Here is a 24,074-nt window from a genome sequence, read left to right as displayed (position 1 = left end):
CCCAATGAAAAAATTAGCTGCTGGTTTACTCTGCGCTTTTCTGGCCTTCCCGGCGCTGGCTTCCCGTCAGGTGACCGACGATGCCGGACACAACGTGACCCTTCCCGACAGCGTGGACAGGATTGCCGAAGGCTGGTACGCCCACCATTCGCTGCTGATGACGCTGGGAGTGGGCGACAAAATTGTCGCTACCGTCAACCGCCCTGACGCGCGCCCGTGGATGTTCCATATTGCGCCGAAGCTGCATCAGGCACTGATCGCTCGCGGGCCGCACTTCACCAGCGAGGCACTGCTCGCTCAGGGAGCCCAGGTGGTATTTGTCGCGAAAGATAACGGTGACGCCGCGGCGTTTCGCCAGGCGGGCCTGCCGGTTATGGAGATGCGTTTTACCGACTATCCTTCGCTACAGCACTCGTTAACCACCACCGCGCAGGTGATTGGTAGCGAACAGGCGTTGACGCGAGCAAGCGAATATAATCAATATCTTCAATCAGTTATTGATAGCGTTTGGCAAAAAACAGCATCACTCAGTGACAATGAACGCCCACGAGTACTGCATATTCAATCGCTGAAGCCGCTCAAAGTTGACGGCAGCCATACGCTGATTGACACCTGGATCCGCCTGGCGGGAGGTCAAAACGTCGCAGAGGAGATTAATGGCAACATGCAGGAGGTTTCGCCGGAAAAAGTGCTGGCCTGGCAGCCGGATATTATTATCCTCGGCCCCGGCAGCGGCGACTGGCAGACATCCCCTTGGGCCGGGCTTTTCGCCAGCCTGAAGGCGGTGAAAAACGGTAAGGTGGTGCAGAATCCGTCAGGCGTTTTCCCGTGGGATCGTTATGGCACCGAAAGCGCATTGCAAATTCAGTGGGCAGCAAAGCTGTTTCATCCACAGGGCTTCGCCAATGTTGATATGGTGAGCGTCACCCGTGATTTCTATCAGCGCTTTTTTGATTATCCGCTTAATGAGAAAGAGGCTGGGCGGATTTTACAGGCGCTACCGCCGCAACAGTAAGTCAAAACCCCAGGCCACAGGCCCGGGGTTCCTTTTATCTTATCCAGATAGTCAGCAAAATAATGATGACCGCAATCATCACCACCCGAATAAACACGTTATCCAGCGGAGTTTTTCGCATTATCTTCCCCTCACTCTACGATTTGCCGGATGGCCAACAGCAGCACCAGTAAACCCACCAGGAAAAACATCAGCGCGATGAGGTTGTCCGGAGAACGATTCATCTCGACACCTCCTTTTCATCAGAACCACTCACCAAACCGTTTGATATAGAAGCGCTTCATCCCTTGCGCCACCAGGCAGTAGCTCAGCAGCGTGGCAACCAGCCACGGGAAGTAGCTCAGCGGCAGCGGCTCTAATCCCACCATCGCCCCCAGCGGCGAGAACGGGATATAGATACCCAGCGCCATAATCAGCACTGTAGTCAGCAGAACCGGCAGCGTGGCGCGGCTCTGGATAAACGGGATCTTCTGCGTTCTCAGCATATGCACAACCAGCGTCTGCGACAGCAACCCTTCGATAAACCAGCCGGACTGGAACAGCGCCTGCGCTTCGACATTATTCGCCGCAAACACATACCACATCAGCGCAAAAGTGGAGATATCGAAGATGGACGACGTCGGGCCAATCCACAGCATAAAGCGACCGATGTTTTTCGCATCCCACTTACGCGGTTTGCGCAGAAACTCTTTGTCCATCTTGTCCCACGGCAGCGACAGCTGGGACAGATCGTACATTAGATTCTGGATCAACAGATGGATCGCCAGCATCGGCAGGAACGGGATAAACGCGCTCGCGACCAGCACCGAAAAGACGTTGCCGAAGTTAGAGCTGGCGGTCATATTCAGGTACTTAATAATATTGCCGAAGGTCTCACGCCCCTTGATGACGCCCTCTTCCAGCACCATCAAATCTTTTTCCAGCAGGATGATATCGGAAGCCTCTTTGGCGATATCCGCCGCGCTATCGACGGAGATCCCCACATCAGCGTCACGCAGCGCCGGGGCATCGTTAATACCATCACCGAGGAAGCCAACGGTATGGCCGTTTTTCTGCAATGTTTTCAGAATGCGTGATTTCTGTAGCGGCGTCAGTTTGGCGAACACCGCGCGCTTTTCTACTTCGCGCTCCAGTTCGTTATCCGTCATCGCTTCGATCTGCGCCCCGGTCAAAATGTCGTGCGCATCAATCCCTACTTCAAGGCAAATACGCGCCGTCACCACCGGGTTATCGCCGGTTAACACTTTCACCGCTACGCCGTTATCACGCAGCGCGGTAATCGCTTTTCCCGCGCTCTCTTTCGGCGGGTCGAGGAAGGTCAACATTCCTTCGACCGTCAATCCCTGCTCATCGGCAGTACTGAGCGGAGTTGTCAGAGCCGCATCATCCAGCTTACGGGTCGCCAGCAGCAACACGCGGAAACCCTGAGCGTTGTAGTCCTCAGTTTTGGCTAACAGCAGATCGCGGCGGGTTTCATCCAGCGCAACCACCTTATCGCCTTCGCGCAGATGCGTCGCCACCATCAGCATCTCTTCGACTGCGCCCTTGCAGATCAGGCTTTTGTCGCCATGACGCACATCTTCTACCGAAACCGACACACGGCGACGCACAAAGTCGAACGGCAGTTCATCGAGCTTCATAAAGCGTTCTTTCGTCGAGGGGGAAACCCGCCCTTCGCCAAAACGCAGCACCGCTCTGTCCATCAGGTTACGCGCGCCGCTTTGGCTGCTGCTGTTCAGCCACGCCAGGGTCAGCACCCTGTCGCTCTCGGCACCACTCACATCGAGATGATGCTCAAGAATGATATTGTCCTGGGTCAGGGTACCGGTTTTATCGGTGCACAATACGTCCATCGCGCCAAAGTTCTGAATGGCGTTCAGACGCTTGACGATCACTTTGCGTCGCGACATGGCGATAGCGCCTTTCGCTAAGTTTGAACTGACGATCATCGGCAGCATTTCCGGCGTCAGGCCCACCGCGACCGCCAGGGCGAACAATGACGCCTCGACCCAGTCGCCTTTGCTGAATCCGTTGATCAGCAACACAATAGGCACCATCACCAGCATAAAGCGGATCAGCAGCCAACTGACGCTGTTCACTCCGCGATCGAACGCCGTCTGGGTACGGGTTCCAACGATGGATTTCGCCAGTGAACCAAACCAGGTGCGGTTTCCGGTCGCCACAACGACCGCCTGCGCCCTGCCGCTGGTGACGTTGGTACCCATCAGGCAGATGTTGCCCAGCTCAAGCAGGCTTTTATCCTTGTTCGGCGAAGGTAACCGATCGCTGTCCTTGCCGGAGACGCTGGCCATCACGTCATATTTCTCAACCGGTAGCGACTCGCCGCTGAGAATCGACTGGCTGACAAACAGGTCCCGAGACTCCAGCAGGCGAACGTCCGCAGGAACCAGGTCGCCCGCTGCGAGGAAAATCACATCGCCCGGCACCAGTTCTTCAATAGGAATTTCTTCCTGAACCGGACCGATATTGCCCGGCCCGCGACGCAGCACCGTGGCGGTAGTGCGAACCATCGATTTCAGCGCCTGTGCCGCCTTGTTGGTGCGAAACTCCTGCCAGAAACGCAATAACCCGCTCAGACTGACCATCGTCACAATAATGATAATTCCGGTCAGATCGGTCTCTTCGCCGTTACGCAGCGGTAGCCAGTAATCGGTCACAAAGCTGACGGCGGCCAGCGCCATCAGGACATAGATAAACGGGTTATTGAATGCCTGCAGAAGTTGGATCAGCGCCGGAGGTGCCTGTTCATGCGCAACCTCATTGCGGCCATAATCCTCAAGCCGCTCAAAGGCATCTTCCGTTGTCAGCCCCTGACGGCTGCTGTTTAGCCGCGCCAGCGTATGGTCCGGGCTGTTAAACGCCTCAGTCTCAATTGCGAAGCTCTTTTTATGCTGCTTATCATTTTCTGACGCAGACCGGTTTACTTTCCGGTTTTCTATTTTCATGTCAGTCATGATTGTTCCCCAAATTTAAAACGTGTTTGTCCCTGCATAAAATATCTATGCATAATGTATTTCTTTTGCTATTAAGCGCGTATTACTTTAGGCCTATGGGAATATCCATCATTCCCTCCTTATGCGATCATTCGCAGGGTAATTGAATTAAGAAAGCGTTAGTGAAATATAAAAAAGCAGCAAGCATCCTTCCGTTTTACGGGAAGAAAAAAACTGCCAATTTTAACGATAACGCGACAAAACCTCGCCCTGACAGGCGATTAGCGTCGAAGATGTGGTGGAGGAAACAGCGTGTTTTTAAACATGAACATAACGATTATCCTCGCAGCAGCGCTGCGTTTACTTTATATGGGATGCAATCGTCAATAACAGAAGGATTGCTGCCCGCCGGGTGGCAAGCAGCGCAGAAGAAATAGCGTCAGCTTGCCTTGATGTTTAAGTAAGGGTGACTGTCCAACATATTTCTCCTGATTGAATTTGTGCTCATTATAGTCACTCAACTATTTGAGTAAAGTTAAAATGTCGCTCTGGTGATGGTTTGTTTAGAATTATCTAATAGCTAAAATTATTTGATCATTTGACGTTACAGAAAAAGAACTCAGGCCCCCATTCCGCTTCCCCCGGTGGTTTGCTTCAAATCCTGCCGCCTGTTTCGCTTAAAACCAGCGTATTCACGAACACTTTCACATTTCATCAACATTTTCCGCTGCACAGCGTCGTTAAGAGAAGCGATTAAAAATTTAAAACTATTAACAATCAATTAACATTAGCAGGCAAACATTTTATCTGAGGAAAATAATAATATGTCTACCACCCAGGTTCTGGGCGACGCCACGTTCGCCTCCCCAGAACAAGCCCACGCCAGCTTAACCGCTCGTATCGATGCGCTGCCCGCCTCCATCGGCCTGTGGTCTTTTATCACCCTGCTGGCGCTGGGCGGCTTCTTCGAACTGTACGATCTTTTTCAGACCGGGTATATCAGTACCGGACTGCTGGCAGAGGATATTTTCCATACTGGCGAGAACGGCATCTTTGGTATCTCCGACCAGGCGGCTTTCGCCTCATCCACCTTTCTGGGGCTGTTTATCGGTGCCAGCCTGCTTGCACCGCTGGCGGATAAACTGGGGCGACGCCACACCTTTATGTTTGCCCTCGCCTGGTACGGCATTTTTTCATTGATTATGGCGTTGCAGAACAGCGCCGAAGGGGTAATTTTCTGCCGCTTTCTGGTCGGGATCGGCCTCGGTATTGAGCTGGTAACCATCGACACCTATTTAAGCGAATGGGTACCGACGCATCTGCGCAACAAAGCCTTCGCTTTCGCTTTCTTTATCCAGTTTTTATCGGTACCTGCGGTGGCGCTGATGTCATGGATGCTGGTGCCGATCACCCTTTTCGGCCTCACCGGCTGGCGCTGGGTGATTATCTTCGGTGCTCTTTGCTCCCTGGTAATTTGGGTTATTCGCAAAAAGCTGCCGGAGTCAGCGCGCTGGCTGGATGAAAAAGGCCGTCATGAAGAGGCGCACGAGGTGATGTGCGAAATGGAACAGCGCTGCGGCGTTTCTCCTTCCCCTCGCCACCATGTCGAAAAACAACCGTCTCAGCGCAAAATGGGTGCTTTCAAAGAGATCTGGGCTCCGCAGTACCGCAAACGCACCATCATGCTGATGGTGATGAACTTCTTCCAGGCAATCGGCTTCTTTGGTTTTGGTAACTGGCTGCCCGCGCTGCTTTCCGGCCAGGGGGCAAGCATCACCCATAGCCTGCTGTATGCGTTCTTTATTACGCTGGCCTACCCGATTGGCTGCCTTTTCTGCACCCGCTTTGTACATCGCTTCGAAAACAAATGGCAGATAGTTCTCTCGGCGCTGATGACCGTGGTGTTCGGCACCCTGTTTGCGCTACAAAACAGCCCGGCGCTGCTGGTAATTTGCGGATTTATGATCACCTGGTCCAACGCCTGGCTGACCATCAGCTACCACGCCTATCAGGCTGAAGTGTTCCCGACCCGTATTCGCGCACGGGCGGTAGGTTTCTGCTACTCCTTCAGCCGCCTGTCGACGGCGATCACCAGTATTCTGATCGGCATTATTTTGCAATATGCCGGTACGCCAGGCGTCATCAGCTTTATCGTCGCCAGTATGCTGATGGTGATGCTGTCAGTGGGAATTTTTGGTCCAAAAACCCGGGGAATTAGTCTGGAAGATATCTGATAGCGAGCGCCACTTAATGCCTGACAGAACACACGTCAGGCTTAAATTTACCCAGTCGCAGATGGCAGGCTAAGAGCGAGTAGTCGCTAATCAGGTAGGAAAAAATGGATCATCCTTCAGCAAAAAACATCGTCGCGCTGTATGAAAAGCAGTGGGCCACGTTTCAGACCCTGCGCTCTACCAGCCTGTTTGAAAAGCCGTGGCTGGACAGATTTCTTAGCATCATCAAGCCTGGAGGAGCAATCCTGGATATTGGCTGTGGCAATGCCTCGCCGATTGCCGAATATCTGCTCAGCCAGGGTTTTCGCGTGACGGGTGTTGATGCTTCGCCGTCAATGATTGCCCTGTGTCAGCAGAAATTCCCCGCCAGCCGCTGGTTAACCGGAGATATGCGCGAACTGGCGCTAACAGAAAAGTTTGATGGCGTGCTGGCGTGGGACAGTTTTTTCCATCTTCCGCGGACCGATCAGCGCAGGATGTTTAGCCTCTTCGCCACCCATGCTGATGACGGTGCGGCGTTGATGTTTAATACCGGTACCAGCAACGGCGAGGCGATCGGGCTGTTTGCTGGCGAGCCGCTTTACCACTCGAGCCTGGCATCGGAGGAGTATCAGGCATTGCTGCAACAATATGCTTTTAAGGTGGTGAAACATAGCGTGGAGGACCCGCAGTGCGGTGGCCGCACGGTCTGGCTGGCGGCTAAGCGCGGCTAGCTTACCGACTCGCCAAAAATCCGCTGCGCATCGGCAAAACATTTTTCCGCCAGCGACGACACCGGCTCTTTGTTACGCATAATCAGCGCCAGCATCGAATCGACCTCCGTCTCCGTCATTGGCAGAATTTCCAGGTTATCACTTAACGCTTCAAGACCGTTATTGAGCGGCATAATCGCGCAGCAGATCCCGGCCTGCACCGCCTGAATAATTTGAAAAGTGGAGTCGCTTTCAAAAACGTACTTTGGCGCCAGCCCTTTGGCTTTAAAACTCATTTCAATTGATTCACGGTAATACATACCCTTGGTCAGAAACCCAAGCGGCAGCGCGGCCAGCGTCTCCCAGTCAGGGATCGCGTCGTCGAACTGAAAATGCCGCTTATCGTGCAGCAGACCCATACGGGTATCTGGCAGCCAGAGCACGTTAAACAATTGGCTATCGACGTGATGCAGATAGCAGATCCCCAGGTCCAGCTGGTTGCGGCTGACACCATCGATGATCTGCTCCGAAGTCATCGATAGCAGGCTGAACTGTAGCTCTGGGTATTTATCCGCCAGCGGTTTTATCAGTTGCATCGGATTAAGACTGGCTAAAGGCACCATTCCGACTCTTAACTGACCTACCATCTGCCCGCGACAAATCGCCGCCTCCGCTTCCAGCCCGTCGTGCGCTGCCAGCAGCGCTCGTGCCCACGCCAGAATACGTTCCCCTTCCGGGGTAAATCCCTCAAACCGCTGCCCACGCTGGATCAGCGTCAAATTAAGTTCTTCTTCAAGGTTGCGAATACGCATAGAAAGCGTGGGCTGAGTGATATGACAGGCCGCCGCGGCCTGGCCGAAATGACGCGTCCGGTCGAGCGCAATCAGATATTTAAGCTGTTTGATATCCATCAGTTATCCAGTGTGTTTGCGCTTTCTCATTGTGCTGTAAACACAGCAGAAAATGTTAGTTAAATGTTATGTGCAGCGTTGACGAAATTCAAGCGCCGTTCGGCTGTTGCTGGTCCCGCGTTCACAGGGCTACACTCATGCCATGCACTGGCAGGAGAAACCGTTGAAAACTCGCCTTCATCACGTTCAGCAGCACCGGCTAACTCTGCCGGGGCTGGAAGCCATGTCGTTAGTCACGGAACAGAGCTTTTCGCGCCATTCGCACGATCAATTCGGTATCGGCATTTTCTCTCAGGGCGCACAGCGCTCGTGGAGCCATCTTGGTAAAATCGAGGCCGCCGCCGGAAATATCATTATGGTCAACCCGGGGGAGATGCACGATGGCATTCCGCTGGATGGCCACCGCAGCTGGCAGATGGTTTATCTCAACCCTGAACGGGTTGCTGGCGAATTTCAGGGAGAGAGGAAGGCCGAAGATATTCTCCTGCGCCCGGTCGTTGAGGACCCGCAGTTGCGCGGGCTTATGCAACGGCTTTTTAGCGAGATTACCGCCCTTGTGACCGACGATATTGCAATGGAAGAGGCGCTGCTGCAATGCCTGATGCGGGTCACCCGTTTTCATCTCTGCACCAGGTCGCCTGATAAATGCGACTCTCCGGCTGTTGCGCTGGCCAGATAATATATTGATGATGCCCCTGAAGAGAAAATCTCTCTCGACGTTCTCGCCGCCCTGAGCGGTATCAGCCGCTTTCAATTGATCCGCGGCTTCGCTCGCGAAACCGGCATCACGCCGCACGCCTACCTGATACAGTCCCGCGTGCGGCTGGCACGCCGTCTGTTAGCTGCTGGCCATTCACCCGCTGACACCGCACTGATGGCCGGTTTTGCCGATCAAAGCCATCTCACCCGAGCCTTTCAAAAACAGTTTGCCATGACGCCAGGACGCTATCAGGCGCTCCGTTAGCTGGCGGAGTGCAATTTTGTTCAATACCGACGCGACGCTTTCATAAATACTCAGGCCTTCTATTTTTTACGCCAGGAACTACGTTATGTCGTTAATCAGCCCTGAGTTTCTTCTGACTTCACTTATTGTGGTTATCGCCCCCGGCACCGGGACGCTTTACACCATCGCCACCGGTTTATCGGCGGGAAGGCGCATGAGTTTTGCCGCGGCCTTCGGCTGCACGCTGGGCATTATTCCGCATATGCTTGCGGCGATAACCGGGCTCGCGGCGATTCTCCACAGCACGCCCGGCGCATTCGAACTGGTGAAATATGCGGGCGTCGCCTGGCTGCTGTATCTGGCGTGGGCCACCCTCACCCAGCGCAGTAGCCTGAGCGTGGAAAACGGCGAGAGACGCAATCTACTCCAGGTGATTACCCACGCTATCCTGATCAATCTGCTTAACCCCAAGCTGCCGCTCTTTTTTCTCGCCTTTTTGCCGCAGTTTATCCACAGCAACTCGGCTTCCCCGATCAAGGAGATGCTGATATTAAGCGGAATATTTATGCTGATGACGCTGCTAATTTTCATGCTCTATGGCGCATTTTCAGCGGCGATGCGCGGATATGTGCTAACGCGCCCCAGGGTCTTACAGGGGCTCAGAGTGAGCTTTGCCGCCGGGTTTGTCGGGCTGGGTATCAAGCTTATTCTGGCGCAAAAGTAGCGGAGCGCCCACGGCGGTAAATACGCCGTGGGCGAATATTGACCTAACGAATCCCTTCCAGCGTACGGATCTCTTTCGAGCGTAGCGTCAAGCGAACAGGCGCCGATTTATAAGAGGGCGTACCGCTCTCTTTATCGAGATAATCCAGTGGCACCAGGACGTTAGCTTCGGGATAGTAAGCCGCGACGGTGCCCGGCGCAATGCTGTAGGCGACCAGCGTGATATCATCCAGCCGCTGGTGATTACCCGGCAGCGCGGAGCGAATATCCACCCGGTCGCCGTGCTCGAACCCCTGCTCCGCCATATCCTGCTCATTCATAAACAGCACATCGCGACGTCCAAAGACGCCGCGGTAACGGTCGTCCATGGCGTAAATCGTGGTGTTGTACTGATCGTGGCTACGCAGCGTAACCAGACGCATCACATCGTCACCATCAACTTGCTGGTTTTCGTGCACGCCGTGGAAAACCGAGAACATCGCTTTGCCGGTCGGCGTCGGCCAGATACGTTCTGTTGGTGGTAGCGGCATTCGAAAGCCGCCGGGATGGCGAATACGCTGGTTGTAATCATCAAAACCGGGAATAGTCTGCTCGATCAGATCGCGGATCTTGTCGTAATCGGCGACCAGTCCCAGCCAGTCAATTTTACTCTCCGGCAGGGTCGCCATGGCCATCGCGGCAACAATCGCCGGTTCAGAGCGCAACTGCGGTGAACCCGGTTTTAGCTTGCCCGACGAGGCATGAACCATCGACATCGAATCTTCCACGGTAATCGACTGACGCCCCGTCTGCTGGATATCCAGCTCGGTACGCCCCAGACACGGCAGAATAAAGGTCTCTTTCGCCACCAACAGATGCGAGCGGTTAAGCTTGGTGCCAATATGCACGCTTAGATCCAGACTTCGCACCGCCGGGAAAGCGCGCTCGTGATCCGGCATCGCCACCGCGAAGTTACCGCCAAGGCACAGCAGTGCTTTCGCTTCACCGTCGATCATCGCCTGTAGCGCTTTTACCGCATCGTGGCCATGCTCCTGCGGCGGCGTGAAACCGAACACCCGTTGCAGGTTGGCAAGGAACTGGGCGCTCGGTTTTTCGGTAATGCCCACGGTGCGGTTGCCCTGCACGTTGGAGTGGCCGCGCAGCGGGCAGATCCCGGCCCCTGGCTTACCGATATTGCCGCGCATCAACAGCAGATCGGCAATCAGGCGTACGTTCGAAGTGCCCTTGTTATGCTGGGTGATGCCCATCCCGTAGGTAATAATGGTGGCGTTCGATTTGGCATAAGCCAGCGCCACGCGTTCAAGACTGTCGCGCGTCAGGCCCGACTCGCGTTCAATATCCGGCCAGCTTGTGGCGTGCAGATCCTGCGCAAAGTCAGTGAAGCCCAGGGTATGTTCGGCGATAAACTCCCGATCCAGTACTTCGCCCTGTTCTTCTTCCAACCGCAGCAGCGCCTTCGCAATGCCCTTTAACGCCGCCGCATCGCCGCCCGCTTTAACCTGGAAATAAGTGGAGGCGATGTTGGTCGAGCTGTAGGTCGCCATCTCTATAACGTTCTGCGGATCGGCGAAGCGTTCGAGCGCCCGCTCTTTTAGCGGGTTGAAAACAATGATCGGGACACCACGGCGCGCCAGTTCGTGCAGCGTGCCCATCATGCGCGGATGGTTGGTGCCGGGGTTATGACCGATGGAGATAACCAGTTCAGTTTTCTCAAAATCATCCAGCGAAACCGTGCCTTTACCGATGCCAATAGACTGCGGCAGGCCGACGCTGGTCGATTCGTGGCACATATTGGAGCAGTCCGGGAAGTTATTGGTGCCAAATTCGCGGGCAAACAGCTGGAATAAGTAAGCGACTTCATTGGAAGCGCGCCCGGAGGTGTAGAATTCCACTTCGTTGGGTTGCATCGCGCTGAGGATTTCGCCGATGCGGGCAAACGCCTCTTCCCAGGCGAGCGGACGTAGCGTATCGCTGCCCTTATCGTAAACCAAAGGCTGGGTTAAGCGCCCGTAGCCTTCCAGTTCGAAATCGCTCTTCGCCAGCAGCGAAGTGACGGTGTTGGCCGCCAAAAACTCCGCAGTGACGCGTTTGCTGGTGGCTTCCCAGGTGACCGCTTTCGCGCCGTTTTCGCAGAATTGAAACGTCGATTTATGCTCTTTGTCCGGCCAGGCGCAGCCGGGGCAATCAAAACCATCCGGCTGGTTGGTGCGCAGTAGCGTTGCGGGGGCATCAAGCGCATCCATTTGCGTGCGAACGGCGATGGCGGTGGCTTTTAATGCTCCCCAGCCTCCCGCCGGACCATCATAGGGATGGACGCCCGGAACGACGCGTCTTTTGTTACTCATATTGACTCCTGATACGCTTTCGGCGGCGGATTGCAGGTGACGCGCCGCATTATTTCTTATCGCCCGCAACCAGCAAGTATAACGGGCGTCTTGTTAACGAAAGCATAACAATCAGGGCGGCAACTGTATAATCAATGTTATCTATCACGCATTAGATTTAACTTATTTAACGATTAATAAACATACAGTTTCATTTGCTCAGTCAGGCCAAATTGTAATAACGAGCGACCACATCGCCTTAAGTGGCAGATCGTTAGCTGTGGTGCCAAACAGGTCTTCCACTATCGAGTCCCAGGACAAGCACTAGTGTATTGTCCTGCAACTCGAATTATTTAGGGTTATTAGCCAGACGGGGTTGTTATATTGTTCAAATACACGACGATACGCCAGATCCGCTCTTGATCAGCGATGAAAAATAGCGGCTGAATCTTGGCCCCTTTTTATTCCGTCGGTCATCTTGCGCTGAAAATAAAAAATCCATGAGGACAGAATGAAAATAAAATTACCCCTTTGGCTAAGTTAGAATAGGCTTAATTACCGGCTGGCAGGGGTCGACATGAACCATCATATTAAGTACGTTATGATTTTTTAATACCCGCGAGCGGGCCGATAGCGCAATATCATGCCCTTCAACAACGGACAAATTCCCCGCCACCTCAACGTGTACATCCACCAGGATTAAATCCCCGGCGCGGCGGGTTTTCAGGTCATGCAGTGCGATGACGCCGGGCGTCGCCAGAATAGTCGTTTGTATCTGCTGTTCGGTATCACTATCCACAGCGCGATCCATTAAGTCATGCAGTGAATCAATGGCAAACGAGTACCCCATGCGGGTGACCAGCACGCCGACAACCAGCGCGGCAACCGGGTCAAGCCATACGAACCCGGCAAGGTTACCGATAATACCAACCGCCACCACCACCGACGATGCAGCGTCGGAACGAGCGTGCCAGGCATTGGCAATCAGCATCGAAGACTGAATTCGCTTCGCCACCGCCAGCATATAGCGAAATAAAACTTCTTTGGCGACCAGCGCGGCAAGAGCGACCCACAGGGCGATGATATGAACATCCTGAATGGATTCGGGGTGCAGCAGTTTGTTGCAAGCAGACCACAGCATACCCAACCCAACGAGCAACAACAGTGCGCCAATCACCATTGAAGCACCATTCTCATAACGCCAGTGGCCATAATGGTGATCGCTATCCGAAGGCTTGCGGCTTTTTTTATTGGCTAGCAGAACCACAAAATCAGCGATCAGATCGGAAAAGGAGTGAATCCCATCGGCTATCAAACCCTGTGAGCCGGAAAATATCCCTACCAGCACCTGGAGGCTGGATAGAAAAAGATTTACCACCACGCTGATTAGCGTACTTTTACGTGCGACCGTGGAACGCTGATGATATTTATCATCAACCTGAGTTTTCATCGTCATTGAACACCTCTATTGAAAGAGAGACAACGTACACGATTTTTTTTAATTTTTCCTGAACAACATGCTGCCGTTAAGCCAATATTTAAATTTTTATAATACCGTCAATATTTAAATGCGAATAATTTTTTTTATAAAATATAGTCTCAACAATAATAGCCTTAGCTATATTTATGCAACGCTTCGCACTCCCGAATAATTAATATTCATTCATCCGTCTCATCGCGCAATGATAAGCGCCATTGCGTACCGAAGCGCGCAGGACGCGAGCCACACCGTGTACGGTCATTCGCGCACTATGTCGCTGCATTGCGCTCATCGGCAAATTAAGCTTCTCCTGCGCCCAGGATGGCAGCAGGTCGATACCGGCGCGCATCATCATCCGCCCGACCGGCTGACTCAGGCGGCCCGGCAACCGCGTTGATAACAGCACGTTAGCCACTTCCTGCGTGCGTTCGTCGCAGCGCAGCACTGGTCGCATATCCTGCAAATAATCGGCAACCTGCCGCGGCGTGACCGGGATGTCGCGTGCCCCCAGACGGCGGGCGATTTCGGCGGCTTCCTGATAATACTGTTCCTGCCGGGCAGCGCTGACGACGGTCCGTTTGTAACGCAAATGGGAAGCCATAAAGCTGCTGCATTCGGCGACGTGAACCCAGGTGAGCAGTGCGGGATCGCTGGCCTGATAAGGCGTACCGTCTTTATCCTGACCGCTCACGCGCAGATGAATCCCCTGCACTTTGGCGATCAGCCGCTCGGCGTCGACAGTGGTACCAAAGGTGGTGGCGGAAATAAACTGGCTGGTGCGGCGCAGGCGACCAAAAATATCTTCGCGGAAGTTCGAGTGATCCCAGACGCCTGCCAGCGCCAGAGGATGCAGCATCTGCAATAGCAACGCGCTGACCCCGCCGCACAGCATGGACGTGAAATCCCCATGAACCTGCCAGATGGCCGACTGCGGGCCAAACAGCCCCGGCTCGCCTTTAGGGTGTTCAAAATCGATCTCTTTGAGCGCCATGCCGGTTAAGCCCAAAACCTGAGCTTCAATCATTGTGCGTACACTGGCCATTGCGTTACTTGCTCCTTTCCGTAAGCGGAAAAGATAGCATTAATCTACGCAAGTGACATTTGCCAGCCGTGGCGTTAAAGGAGGGAGTGCCCGCCTGATGCGGGCAGCGGGGAATTATGGATTAAGCTGATAGTCGAGGCTTATCTCAGCATTAAGCACCTGCGAAACCGGGCAACCGGCTTTCGCTTTTTGAATGATGCCGTCAAACACATCGGCCTCGATGCCTGGCAGCACAATTTTGCTCTGCAGCGCGATTTTGGTAATCGCAAAACCGCCGCCGGATTTGTCCAGCGTCACCACAGCCACGGTATCAATTGAGGTTGCGGTATAGCTCTCCTCGCTGAGCATCAACGACAGCGCCATCGAAAAACAGGCCGCATGGGCCGCGCCGATCAGCTCTTCCGGGTTGGTCCCCTTCACGCCTTCGAAGCGGGTGTTAAAGCCATAAGGTTGCTGGTTCAGCGCGCCGCTCTCGGTGGAGACAGTTCCTTTACCGCTTTTCAGATCCCCTTCCCAATGCGCCTGACCTTTCTTATGGATTGCCATGATATCGCTCCTTTTTGACATTAAAGAAATAAAGTATAGAAGCCATTTCTCTTTCAGGCAGCGCACTATCCTTTAATCAGACGAATCCAACGGGATATTTTTGCTCATATTAATGCCGGTAACGCGAAATCCGGTGGCTTCGTAGACATGGCGAGCGCGTTGATTATCCCCGGCGACGCGCAGTTTAATTTGCATAAACCCTTTGCTGGCAAGTTCACGTTCAAAAGCGGTCATCGCCAGCTTGCCCAATCCCTGCCCTTGAAAAATGGGGGAAATATAGAAATCACAGATAAACGCAGAGCGCATTTTCACGTCCGGTTTATACCAGAGATAGCCAATTCGGGTTTCCACGCCCTCAACATGATTGAGTAAACAGAGCAGAACCTGGCCGCCGGTGTTAACGCCATCGGGTAAATCTTCGGCGATTTCCCGCTGTGCCTGAGCTAAAGCCGCCGACGGCGAAAGCCCGTAGTTTGCGGCAATTTCCGCCGCGTAATCGGGGATAAAATAATCGAGGTAAGCCGGGTACTCATCCTCGCACATGGGGCGAAACAAAATCATCCATTTACTCCTTTAAGATCCGTGGGTTGCGCCAGTCGTTGCTGAATCTCTTCCAGAAACAGTGGCAGCGCGCTGGGCTGATAATCGCGTGAGAGATAAATCCCATACACGCTTAGCGCTTTTGGCTGATAAGCCGGTAAAACCTGCCTTAGCGCCCCGCCGTTAAGCGCCCGCTGCGCCTCCAGCTCCGGAAGCATCGCGATGCCACAACCGGCCACAGCCGCCTCCAGCAAGAGAGAGGAGATCCCGGCACTGAGATTACCGGAAACCGCCACCGCCACGCTATCGCCTTGTGGATCAGTAAACTGCCAGCTCTGACTGGCGAAATGGCTGTAATGCAGGCAATTGTGACGAGATAAATCATCCGGCGTGTGCAGTGGTCCATTCTGCTGTAGCCAACGCGGAGAAGCGCACAGCACCGAACGGCAAACACCAAGACGACGAGCGATAGCTCCCGGCTCCGGGTTATCGGTGATGCGGATCGCAACGTCAATCCGTTCACCAATCAGGCTCACCGGATGATTATTGATGTCCAGCTCAAGGCGAAGCTGCGGATAACGGGCAAGAAAATCGGGCAACAGCGGAGAAATGAGCTGCATAGCGGTGAAGTGCGCGCAGGCTACGCGCAGCGTACCGCTGGGGACCGCGCGCTCGGTTTGTCCGGCGATTTCATCCGACAGTTGCGTGAGCGTGCGCGTTTTTTGCAGTACCTTTTCCCCGGCGGAGGTTAGCGTCAGCTTACGGGTTGAACGGTGTACCAGCCGGGTTCCGGCCCACTGCTCCATCTGCTCAAGATAGCGGCTGACCATCGGGCGCGACATCCCCAACGCTCGTGCGGCGGCGCTCAAACTCCCCAGTTCACAAATACGTATATACACCTGAGCGGCGATCACCCGATCCATCATTCGATTCCATCTGCACGATTTATGAAACTCAGCATCTCTTTTTTCAGGAATATTCGCAAATCATGAAATGCGTAAAATAGCATTCATTCACCTGATAAAGAGAAAACGCGCATGAAATCATCTGTCCTTGCCATCGCTACCACCCTGTTCAGCACCACTGTACTGGCTGCGCCTTTGACGCTGCAAACCTACAACCCACAGGAAAACGGCATTTTTGCCGTCAACTCCACCCTCGCCACCGGCCCGCATGAAGCGGTACTGTTCGATGCCCAGTTCAGCGTGAAGGATGGTGAGAAGCTGGTCGAGATGGTTCAAAAAAGTGGTAAGAAACTGACTCGTATCGTGATCACCTCCGGCGATCCGGATTTCTATTTTGGCCTTGAGCCGCTGGTCAAAGCGTTCCCGCAAGCCAAAGTGGTTGCGACCGCTGAAGTGGTCAAACATATTAATGCTACCAAAGAAGCCAAACTGGCGTACTGGGGCCCGCAGATGAAGGACGGTGCGCCGAAGCAGGTTTATGTGCCACAGGTCATCGAAGCCAACACGTTCACCATCGATGGTGAAAAGGTCGAAATCCGCCAGCCGCAGAACTACGCCGCTTTCGTGTGGATCCCGGCGAATAAGGCGATTCTCGGCGGAACCGGCGTGGCATGGGGAATGCACGTCTGGACGGCGGACACACAAAGCGTCGAAAGCCGCCAGCAGTGGGTTAATACGCTCAACGAAATGGCTTCACTGCATCCGCAGCAGGTGATTCCGGGCCACTATCTTGGCACGCCGCCAGCAGGTGACCGCGCGATTGTCTTCACCCGCGATTACCTGACGCAGTTTGAGCAGTCGTTAAAGGATCATAAAGATTCCGCTGGCGTGATTAAGGCGATGAAGCAGCGCTGGCCGGGGCTCGCAGAAGAGAGCTCGCTGGAGCTGAGCGCCAAAGTGAATACCGGCGAGATGAAGTGGTAGTTCTGGCTATTGTAGGGGTATTTGTGCCGGATGGCGGCTGGTGTAGGCCCGCGCAAGCGAAGCGCCGCCGGGCAATAGCTGATAGATAGCGCTATCCGCAATCCAAAAGAGACTGTTCTTAATCTGTCGCGGCAACATTGCTAATCCTGACAATATGCACCACGCTGATTATCGCCGCACCAAAAATGGGCGGCGTACTTAGGGTTAAATTTCGTCCGATTTACATCGGGCTTGTCCTTGAAACCAGAACAGGATAAAGGAGTAAGAATGAAATCGAACCATCAGGCACGTCATCTTCTCGGTCTGAACTATAAGCTTTCCCAGCAGAAAAAAGTGCTGCTGGAAGGCGATGCGGAAACCACGCTAAACCACATCCATGCTACCGGTCGCAAACGCCGCGGTGATTAATTTTTCAGCTGAGTGATGATAGAAACACCGTCCTGCATGCAGGATGGTGTTTTTTTAAGACTATCGACTGCATGTTTACCCTTCTTTGATGCCATCTGCTCTATACTCTGCCCGCTGCAATTCCCTGCCAGCCCCTCGCCTGTCGCCGCGCCTGGGCTGAAGCGATCACCAAGGAGTTAGTGCGATGCAATTCACTCATAAGAAAAACCGTTCTCTTTACATCCCTTACGCAGGTCCCGTTCTCCTTGAGTTTCCGTTACTCAACAAAGGTAGCGCCTTCAGCATGGAAGAGCGCAGCAGTTTTAACCTGCTGGGACTGCTGCCAGAAGTGGTCGAAACCATCGAAGAACAAGCCGAACGCGCGTGGATCCAGTATCAGGGATTTAAGACCGAGATCGACAAGCATATTTATCTGCGCAACATCCAGGATACCAACGAAACGCTGTTCTACCGCCTGGTGGGCAACCACCTCGATGAGATGATGCCGGTTATTTACACTCCGACGGTAGGTGCTGCCTGCGAACGTTTCTCTGAGATCTATCGTCGCGCCCGTGGCGTTTTTATCTCTTATCAGAACCGTAATAACCTCGACGATATCCTGCAAAACGTGCCGAACCATAACGTCAAAGTGATCGTCGTGACCGATGGCGAGCGTATTCTCGGTCTCGGCGACCAGGGTATTGGCGGGATGGGCATTCCTATCGGTAAGCTCTCGCTCTACACCACCTGCGGCGGCATCAGCCCAGCCTACACCCTGCCGATAGTGCTGGATGTCGGTACCAACAATCAGCAATTACTCGATGATCCGCTGTATATGGGCTGGCGTCACCCGCGTATCACCGACGACGAGTATTACCAGTTCGTTGATGACGTTATTCAGGCGATAAAAGCCCGCTGGCCGGATGTGCTGCTGCAGTTCGAAGACTTCGCGCAGAAAAACGCCATGCCGCTGCTTAACCGTTACCGCAATGAAGTTTGCTCGTTTAACGACGATATTCAGGGTACCGCTTCAGTGACCGTCGGCACGCTAATTGCCGCCAGCCGCGGCGCGGGCAGCCAGTTGAGCGAGCAGAAAATTGTTTTCCTTGGTGCCGGTTCCGCAGGCTGCGGTATCGCTGAGCAGATCGTGGCGCAGATTCAACGTGAAGGTTTAAGCGAAGAAGAGGCCCGTAAACGCGTATTTATGGTTGACCGTTTTGGTCTGCTGACCGACGCGATGCCGAACCTGCTGCCGTTCCAGAGCAAACTGGTGCAAAAGCGCGAGTCTCTGCAAGGGTGGGATACCACTAACGATGTGCTGTCGCTGCTTGACGTGGTACGCAACGTCAAACCAGATATTCTGATCGGCGTTTCCGGTCAGCCGGGGCTGTTCACCGAAGAGATAATCCGCGAGATGCATAAGCACTGCCCGCGGCCGATCGTGATGCCGCTGTCGAACCCAACTTCCCGCGTGGAAGCAACGCCGCAGAATATCCTTAGCTGGACCGACGGCGAAGCGCTGGTCGCCACCGGCAGTCCGTTCGCGCCGGTGACGCTCAAAGGCAAGCAGTACGTTATCGCCCAGTGCAATAACTCCTATATTTTCCCAGGAATCGGGCTTGGCGTTATTGCTTCCGGCGCATCCCGCGTCACCGACGAGATGCTGATGGCCGCCAGCGAGACTCTCGCGAAACACTCACCGCTGGTTAATAACGGTGAGGGTCCGGTTCTGCCGGAGCTGAAGGATATTCAGACTGTCTCAAGGGCTATTGCCTTTGCGGTGGGCAAAATCGCCCAGGAGCAAGGCGTGGCGGTGAAAACGTCAGCGGAAGCGCTGCTGCAGGCGATTGCCGATAACTTCTGGCAGCCGGAATACCGGAATTATCGCCGTACGTCTATTTAACCTATAGCATTCCCGGGTCTGACGTTGAGGCCCGGCGTTCTCTTTTCGTCAACGTGCCATTAACCACTATTCGGCCCATGTTGTAGCATTCCAACCGCCGCGATAACCCCTGCACGCAGCGCCCGATCGCTATTCGGTGAATTGCTTACGCTAATGCGTAGATATTGCGCTAACGCTCCCCGACCGATACTGAAATTCTGCGCAGTGGAAACAAGATGCCCCTGTTCACGCAAACTTCGTTCAATGTCGTCCGCCTGCCATGGCGCAGGTACCTCTATCCAGAAATGCGGACTACTGGAATGCGTGCGGTAATAAAGGGGCTGAAGAAGATCGACGATCATTGACTGGCGTCGCTTAATTTCATCGCTCTGCTGCATCAGCATCTCCTGCGCAGTGCCGCTTTCAATCCACCGACTGGCAAGCTCCAGCATTAACGGTGTTGCCATCCAGCATGAATTACGCACGGCGGCAGAAATTCGACCCACCATCGTGGCCGGCGCACAAACATAACCAACGCGCAATCCAGCCGATACGGTTTTGCTCATCCCACCAATCAGGATCCCCCGCTCCGGCACAAAGTGGCTAATCGGAAGTGGGCGCTGGGGCAGCAATGCTGCATGCGTTTCATCTTCAATAACAATAAGGTTTTTTTCACGACATATACGGGCGATGTTCAGACGCCGGGCTTTTGACATCACTGCAGTTGTAGGGTTCTGGAGAGTTGGCGTGCAGTATAGTGCGGCGACACGATTTCTCCGACAGACCTCCTCAAGAGATTCCGGCAACAGACCTTCGTCATCCATATCCAGGCCGAGAACCCGGATACCCAGATGCCGTGCGGCACTGATAAGCCCTGGATAAGTCAGATTCTCTGTCACCAGCGTGTCTCCTGAACGGAGGGTCGCCATCAGCACCACAAGCAAGCCATGCTGACTACCATTGACGCAAATCACCTGCTGAGAACTGACTTGAAACTCGCCATAAGAGAGCCATTTAGCTCCCGATTCTCTATGACGCAGCAGCCCAACTTCCGGGGTGTAACACATCAACTCCTGCAAACACACGGAATCATCAGCCAGTTTGCGTAAGCTCTGTGCCAGCATTTCTGCTTCAGGGCCGGGAATATACATATTCCGACTCATATCATTTTGAATATCAGGACGATCCACAAAATTACGAAAACCGCTATCCTGAGGTCGTGTCTGGTTTTTTTCGCACACGAAAGTACCGTCGCCTGTCCGCGCAACAACCCAGCCCATCCGTTCAAGTTCACTATAGGCCCGACTTACGGTACCTGCGGTCACGCCAATTTTATCTGCAAGGATGCGATGCGGCGGCAGTTTTGTTCCAGGGGCAATACTTCCATCACGAATAGCCGACTCAATTCCCTGAGCGAGCAATTTATATTTTACTCCCGAGCCTTCAACCATAAATGTCTTTATTATTGACACGGTGTCAATTTTTCCTTTGACTGCCATAATTTTTCATCGCATCCTTTTATCCAGTCGCATGGCATCACTATAACGGTTATTCTTCGATTAATACAAACCCATAATGAGGTTGATAATTTCTATGGACATAATAGCAAGCAGAAATCGCTGGCAACAATTGTTGACTATTATTCTCTTCGTCATGGTGTGTTTTAGTTGGGGAACAACATGGCTCGGGATTAAGATCGCCGTTGAAAGCGTGCCACCCCTGACCGCTGCGGGGATCAGGTTTGTTATTGCATTCCCCCTCTTTTTATTTTTTGCCATAATGCGTCGGGAACCATTATTTTTCCCACGTCAGCATCGCACTTTCTTTATATTTGTTACCGTTAGCTATTTTTGTGTGCCATATTATCTTTTGAACTATGGCGAGCAATATGTTTCATCCGGACTAAGCTCGCTGTTATTCAGCACAATGCCCGTATTTATTTTATTGTTCTCCTGTCTTTTTTTAAATGAGCGAGTATTGCCATCACAATTCATTGGCATAATAATTGGTTTTTTTAGCTTATTTATGATTATTCGCTCGCAGGGGTTGCATTTAAGTTATACGGAGTGGACTGGCGTAGTAGCGATATTAGCTGCCGCTATAATGCATGCTTTAGTCTATATCGTCACTAAACGACGAAATGCCAGAATTGGTGTTATCACCTTTAATACATTGCCTATTGGAATCGCTGGCATAGGGCTCCTTATTGCCGGATTCTTAAGTGAGCAACCTGACATTTTTACCGTGAGCGAAAGATCTTGGGCGGCGTTATTGTATCTTGGTCTGGCTGCTTCACCAGGCGGGTTCATTGTGTACTTTTTTCTGCTCAAAAAGCTGAATCCCATAATACTGTCATTCATCTTCATTATCTTTCCTGTTTTTGCCATCGCTATTGGCGCGTGGTATGAAGGAACCCTCATTTCAATCGAGCTTGTCATATTTACCGCATTATTGCTTGTCGGATTTGCAATCACCAAATTCCCTATAGAGAAACTGCTAAGCCAGCTTAAATGTAGGGAAAGGTGAGTATACGTCTACATATAACGATAAGACGGCTATTATCTTTATTCACCCCTAGCCAAAAACCCTTTCTCCCCCTACACTGCCTGCACCCATCAACTAACTGAATAGAAAAGGAGGATCCCATGTCGTACTGTGAAATGTTTTTTTCACGTGCATTTGGCGATCGCACCAGCTCAAGCGTTATCGGTATCGTGCTGCGATAACTTCAGCTTGAGCGAAGAAACCAAAGACTAAATCCCTTCCCTCGGGCTTACCGGGTTATCGTCAGCGATGTTTGACGAGGCATTTCTATGCCTGTAACTCTTGAGTAAGTTCACAATGAGCACATTACTAACTGCACAATCTCTTCATGTTGATACGGCGTTTGGCCCGCTGTTCACCAACCTCTCCTTTACCCTGAAAAAAGGCGACCGCATTGGCCTGATTGGCTATAACGGCTGCGGAAAAAGTACCCTGCTACAGGTGCTCGACGGCACGCTGTCCCCCACTTCAGGTAACGTGGCGCTGGCTAATCATTGCCTGATGGCGCGCGTAGAACAACATCTCCCGGGTACGCTATTAGCACAGCCCCTGCTAGACGTTGTGCTGGCAAAACTCACTGCTGTCGATCGCGAAAGTCAGCGCTGGCAAGCGGAACGACTGCTGGCGGAGATGGGCTTTACGCCAGCGGAAACTCAACAGCAGGCGTCAACCCTGAGCGGTGGTCAGCATACCCGACTACTGCTCGCCAGGGCGCTGATTCAGCAACCGGATCTGCTGCTACTGGATGAACCGGGAAACCATCTCGATCTGCCAACCCTCCTGTGGCTGGAAAGCTTCTTGCAAACCTGGCAGGGGAGTTTCGTTCTGGTGTCGCATGACAACCCGTTATTGGATGCTGTAACTAATGCGAGTTGGATCTTGCGTGACAACACCTTGCACGCCTTCTCCCTGCCCTGTAGCGCCGCCCGTCAGGCGCTGGAAGAGCAGGACGCCAGCGACGCGCTGCGTCATAAAGCGGAGCAAAAAGAGATCGACCGCGTCGCCGCCAGTGCCAAACGATTAGCTATCTGGGGCCGGACGTACGATAACGAAGATCTCTCGCGCAAAGCCAAGCAGATGGAGAAACAGGTACAGCGCCTGAAGGAGAACCAAACCGATCTGACCGCCGGAACGCCATGGCGGCTGGCGCTGTACGGCGACGCGCTGCGGGCCTGGCTCGCCTGAAAAGCGGCGACCGGGTGGCGATTATGGGGCGCAACGGCTGCGGTAAATCCTCACTACTGCGTCTGCTGTGGCGGCATATGCAACAGAACACAACGGAGCACGGTTTACGTCTGCATCCGCGACTGAAGCCGGGTTATTACGACCAGACCCTGCATCAGCTTGCCGATGACTTCACTCTTCTTGAGGCACTGGAGGCTTTTGAACCGGCACCGGAAGTGCGCAAGCGAGCGCTGATTTCCGCCGGATTCAACTGGGTGCGTCACGGGCAAAGAGTAAGTACCCTAAGCGGTGGCGAACGTTCTCGACTGCTGTTTGTTGGCCTGTCGCTGGCCTGCTATAGCCTGTTGTTGCTGGATGAACCAACGAACCATTTAGATATTGATGGCAAAGCGGCGCTGGCAGAAACGCTGCGCGATTATCCCGGCGGTCTGCTGTTAGTCAGTCATGACCGGCAATTAATCGACAACAGTTGCAACCGCTTCTGGCTTATTGATGAACACGGGCTTAGCGAATGGAACAGCGCCGATGAAGTCTATGAAAATCTGCGCGCCGCCGTTCGTCGCCCGATGGCGCAGACCGCGACAGCACTCACCATCGAACCTGAAGAGGATAACGATACGCTGCTGGAACGGCTAGTCATGCTGGAGCAACTGTTGGCTGACGATCTGACCCGTAGGCCAAAACATCAAAAACCGCAGTTGCAAGCGCAATGGCGTGAGGAGATTGCCACCATCAACACAGTGTTAAGTTAATAGTTTTCCCCCGGCGTGAAATAACTGCGCC

At 53.3% G+C, this 24,074-nt stretch carries 21 protein-coding genes and 2 pseudogenes; 11 read left to right on the top strand and 12 right to left on the bottom strand.

Annotated elements, in window-relative coordinates; genetic code table 11:
- Nucleotides 1-4: 4 nt before the first annotated feature.
- Nucleotides 5-1,015: an ABC transporter substrate-binding protein gene (locus HV213_RS14375; protein ID WP_181486187.1), complete on the top strand. Its 1,011-nt coding sequence runs from the start codon at nucleotides 5-7 to the stop codon at nucleotides 1,013-1,015.
- A gap of 34 nt (nucleotides 1,016-1,049) precedes the next feature.
- Here HV213_RS14375 and mgtU read toward each other — a convergent pair whose 3' ends face one another.
- Genes mgtU through mgtA form a run of 3 tightly spaced genes read right to left on the bottom strand, consistent with a single transcriptional unit; the run spans nucleotide 1,050 to nucleotide 3,990 of the window.
- A complete protein-coding gene (mgtU, locus tag HV213_RS33735) occupies nucleotides 1,050-1,136 on the bottom strand; it encodes a magnesium transporter protection protein MgtU (RefSeq protein WP_369685506.1) in 87 nt (28 codons plus the stop codon).
- A gap of 10 nt (nucleotides 1,137-1,146) precedes the next feature.
- Complete coding sequence (mgtR, locus tag HV213_RS14370; RefSeq protein WP_110276517.1) at nucleotides 1,147-1,239, bottom strand: protein MgtR; 93 nt, start codon at nucleotides 1,237-1,239, stop codon at nucleotides 1,147-1,149.
- Nucleotides 1,240-1,257: 18 nt separating this feature from the next.
- The gene (gene mgtA / locus HV213_RS14365) at nucleotides 1,258-3,990 is read right to left on the bottom strand and encodes a magnesium-translocating P-type ATPase (RefSeq protein WP_181486186.1); all 2,733 of its coding nucleotides are present in this window, start codon (nucleotides 3,988-3,990) and stop codon (nucleotides 1,258-1,260) included.
- A gap of 161 nt (nucleotides 3,991-4,151) precedes the next feature.
- Here mgtA and HV213_RS14360 point away from each other — a divergent pair, with 161 nt between their 5' ends.
- From HV213_RS14360 to HV213_RS14350, 3 genes are all read left to right on the top strand, one after another.
- Nucleotides 4,152-4,406 carry a hypothetical protein gene (locus tag HV213_RS14360; RefSeq protein ID WP_181486185.1) on the top strand — a complete coding sequence of 85 codons (255 nt, stop codon included), beginning with the start codon at nucleotides 4,152-4,154 and terminating at the stop codon, nucleotides 4,404-4,406.
- 387 nt (nucleotides 4,407-4,793) lie between these two features.
- A complete protein-coding gene (locus tag HV213_RS14355; protein WP_181486184.1) occupies nucleotides 4,794-6,203 on the top strand; it encodes an MFS transporter in 1,410 nt (469 codons plus the stop codon).
- Between the two features lie 104 nt (nucleotides 6,204-6,307).
- Complete coding sequence (locus HV213_RS14350) at nucleotides 6,308-6,916, top strand: class I SAM-dependent methyltransferase (RefSeq protein ID WP_181486183.1); 609 nt, start codon at nucleotides 6,308-6,310, stop codon at nucleotides 6,914-6,916.
- On the opposite strand, the gene HV213_RS14345 is transcribed toward HV213_RS14350, so the two are convergent.
- Nucleotides 6,913-7,806, bottom strand: coding sequence for a LysR family transcriptional regulator (locus HV213_RS14345; protein WP_181486182.1), 894 nt, complete (start codon nucleotides 7,804-7,806; stop codon nucleotides 6,913-6,915). The genes HV213_RS14350 and HV213_RS14345 overlap by 4 nt on opposite strands.
- A 163-nt stretch (nucleotides 7,807-7,969) precedes the next feature.
- Between HV213_RS14345 and HV213_RS33580 the strand changes: the two are divergent.
- Nucleotides 7,970-8,770 (top strand): annotated as a pseudogene (locus HV213_RS33580) (AraC family transcriptional regulator).
- Nucleotides 8,771-8,855: 85 nt separating this feature from the next.
- Nucleotides 8,856-9,473 carry a LysE family translocator gene (locus HV213_RS14335; RefSeq protein WP_181486181.1) on the top strand — a complete coding sequence of 206 codons (618 nt, stop codon included), beginning with the start codon at nucleotides 8,856-8,858 and terminating at the stop codon, nucleotides 9,471-9,473.
- Between the two features lie 43 nt (nucleotides 9,474-9,516).
- On the opposite strand, the gene HV213_RS14330 is transcribed toward HV213_RS14335, so the two are convergent.
- The 6 genes from HV213_RS14330 to HV213_RS14305 form a co-directional block, all read right to left on the bottom strand.
- On the bottom strand, nucleotides 9,517-11,817 hold the full coding sequence (locus tag HV213_RS14330) for an FdhF/YdeP family oxidoreductase (RefSeq protein WP_181486180.1): 2,301 nt from the start codon (nucleotides 11,815-11,817) through the stop codon (nucleotides 9,517-9,519).
- A 514-nt stretch (nucleotides 11,818-12,331) separates the two neighbouring features.
- The gene (locus HV213_RS14325) at nucleotides 12,332-13,252 is read right to left on the bottom strand and encodes a cation diffusion facilitator family transporter (RefSeq protein WP_181486179.1); all 921 of its coding nucleotides are present in this window, start codon (nucleotides 13,250-13,252) and stop codon (nucleotides 12,332-12,334) included.
- Nucleotides 13,253-13,448: 196 nt separating this feature from the next.
- Complete coding sequence (locus tag HV213_RS14320) at nucleotides 13,449-14,318, bottom strand: oxygenase MpaB family protein (protein ID WP_181486178.1); 870 nt, start codon at nucleotides 14,316-14,318, stop codon at nucleotides 13,449-13,451.
- Between the two features lie 114 nt (nucleotides 14,319-14,432).
- A complete protein-coding gene (locus HV213_RS14315) occupies nucleotides 14,433-14,864 on the bottom strand; it encodes an OsmC family protein (protein WP_181486177.1) in 432 nt (143 codons plus the stop codon).
- A gap of 72 nt (nucleotides 14,865-14,936) precedes the next feature.
- On the bottom strand, nucleotides 14,937-15,425 hold the full coding sequence (locus HV213_RS14310) for a GNAT family N-acetyltransferase (protein WP_181486176.1): 489 nt from the start codon (nucleotides 15,423-15,425) through the stop codon (nucleotides 14,937-14,939).
- Nucleotides 15,422-16,327 (bottom strand): LysR family transcriptional regulator, encoded by a 906-nt coding sequence (locus HV213_RS14305; protein WP_181486417.1) that lies wholly within the window; start codon nucleotides 16,325-16,327, stop codon nucleotides 15,422-15,424. Before HV213_RS14305 ends, HV213_RS14310 begins: the two co-directional genes overlap by 4 nt.
- A gap of 114 nt (nucleotides 16,328-16,441) precedes the next feature.
- Here HV213_RS14305 and HV213_RS14300 point away from each other — a divergent pair, with 114 nt between their 5' ends.
- Complete coding sequence (locus tag HV213_RS14300) at nucleotides 16,442-17,293, top strand: Vmh family MBL fold metallo-hydrolase (RefSeq protein WP_181486175.1); 852 nt, start codon at nucleotides 16,442-16,444, stop codon at nucleotides 17,291-17,293.
- A gap of 6 nt (nucleotides 17,294-17,299) precedes the next feature.
- Here HV213_RS14300 and HV213_RS33575 read toward each other — a convergent pair whose 3' ends face one another.
- On the bottom strand, nucleotides 17,300-17,431 hold the full coding sequence (locus tag HV213_RS33575; protein ID WP_327021801.1) for a hypothetical protein: 132 nt from the start codon (nucleotides 17,429-17,431) through the stop codon (nucleotides 17,300-17,302).
- A 129-nt stretch (nucleotides 17,432-17,560) separates the two neighbouring features.
- Between HV213_RS33575 and sra the strand changes: the two genes are divergently transcribed.
- Both sra and HV213_RS14290 read left to right on the top strand, forming a co-directional pair.
- Nucleotides 17,561-17,701 (top strand): stationary-phase-induced ribosome-associated protein, encoded by a 141-nt coding sequence (gene sra, locus HV213_RS14295; protein WP_181486174.1) that lies wholly within the window; start codon nucleotides 17,561-17,563, stop codon nucleotides 17,699-17,701.
- Nucleotides 17,702-17,885: 184 nt separating this feature from the next.
- The gene (locus tag HV213_RS14290) at nucleotides 17,886-19,583 is read left to right on the top strand and encodes an NAD-dependent malic enzyme (protein WP_181486173.1); all 1,698 of its coding nucleotides are present in this window, start codon (nucleotides 17,886-17,888) and stop codon (nucleotides 19,581-19,583) included.
- A gap of 59 nt (nucleotides 19,584-19,642) precedes the next feature.
- Here the strand turns inward: HV213_RS14290 and HV213_RS14285 are convergent, their stop codons facing one another.
- Nucleotides 19,643-21,034, bottom strand: a complete 1,392-nt coding sequence (locus tag HV213_RS14285; protein ID WP_327021800.1) for an aminotransferase-like domain-containing protein — start codon at nucleotides 21,032-21,034, stop codon at nucleotides 19,643-19,645.
- A gap of 121 nt (nucleotides 21,035-21,155) precedes the next feature.
- Here HV213_RS14285 and HV213_RS14280 point away from each other — a divergent pair, with 121 nt between their 5' ends.
- Together HV213_RS14280 and HV213_RS14275 are read left to right on the top strand one after the other, a co-directional pair.
- Nucleotides 21,156-22,088, top strand: coding sequence for a DMT family transporter (locus HV213_RS14280; protein WP_197975061.1), 933 nt, complete (start codon nucleotides 21,156-21,158; stop codon nucleotides 22,086-22,088).
- A gap of 315 nt (nucleotides 22,089-22,403) precedes the next feature.
- Nucleotides 22,404-24,043 (top strand): annotated as a pseudogene (locus HV213_RS14275) (ABC-F family ATP-binding cassette domain-containing protein).
- The last annotated feature ends 31 nt before the right edge of the window (nucleotides 24,044-24,074 follow it).

Origin of the sequence: Klebsiella sp. RHBSTW-00484, assembly GCF_013705725.1 — a bacterium.
Classification (GTDB): Bacteria; Pseudomonadota; Gammaproteobacteria; order Enterobacterales; family Enterobacteriaceae; genus Klebsiella.
Note: the sequence above shows the minus strand (reverse complement) of the source record. Positions and strands in the feature narration are given on the sequence as shown.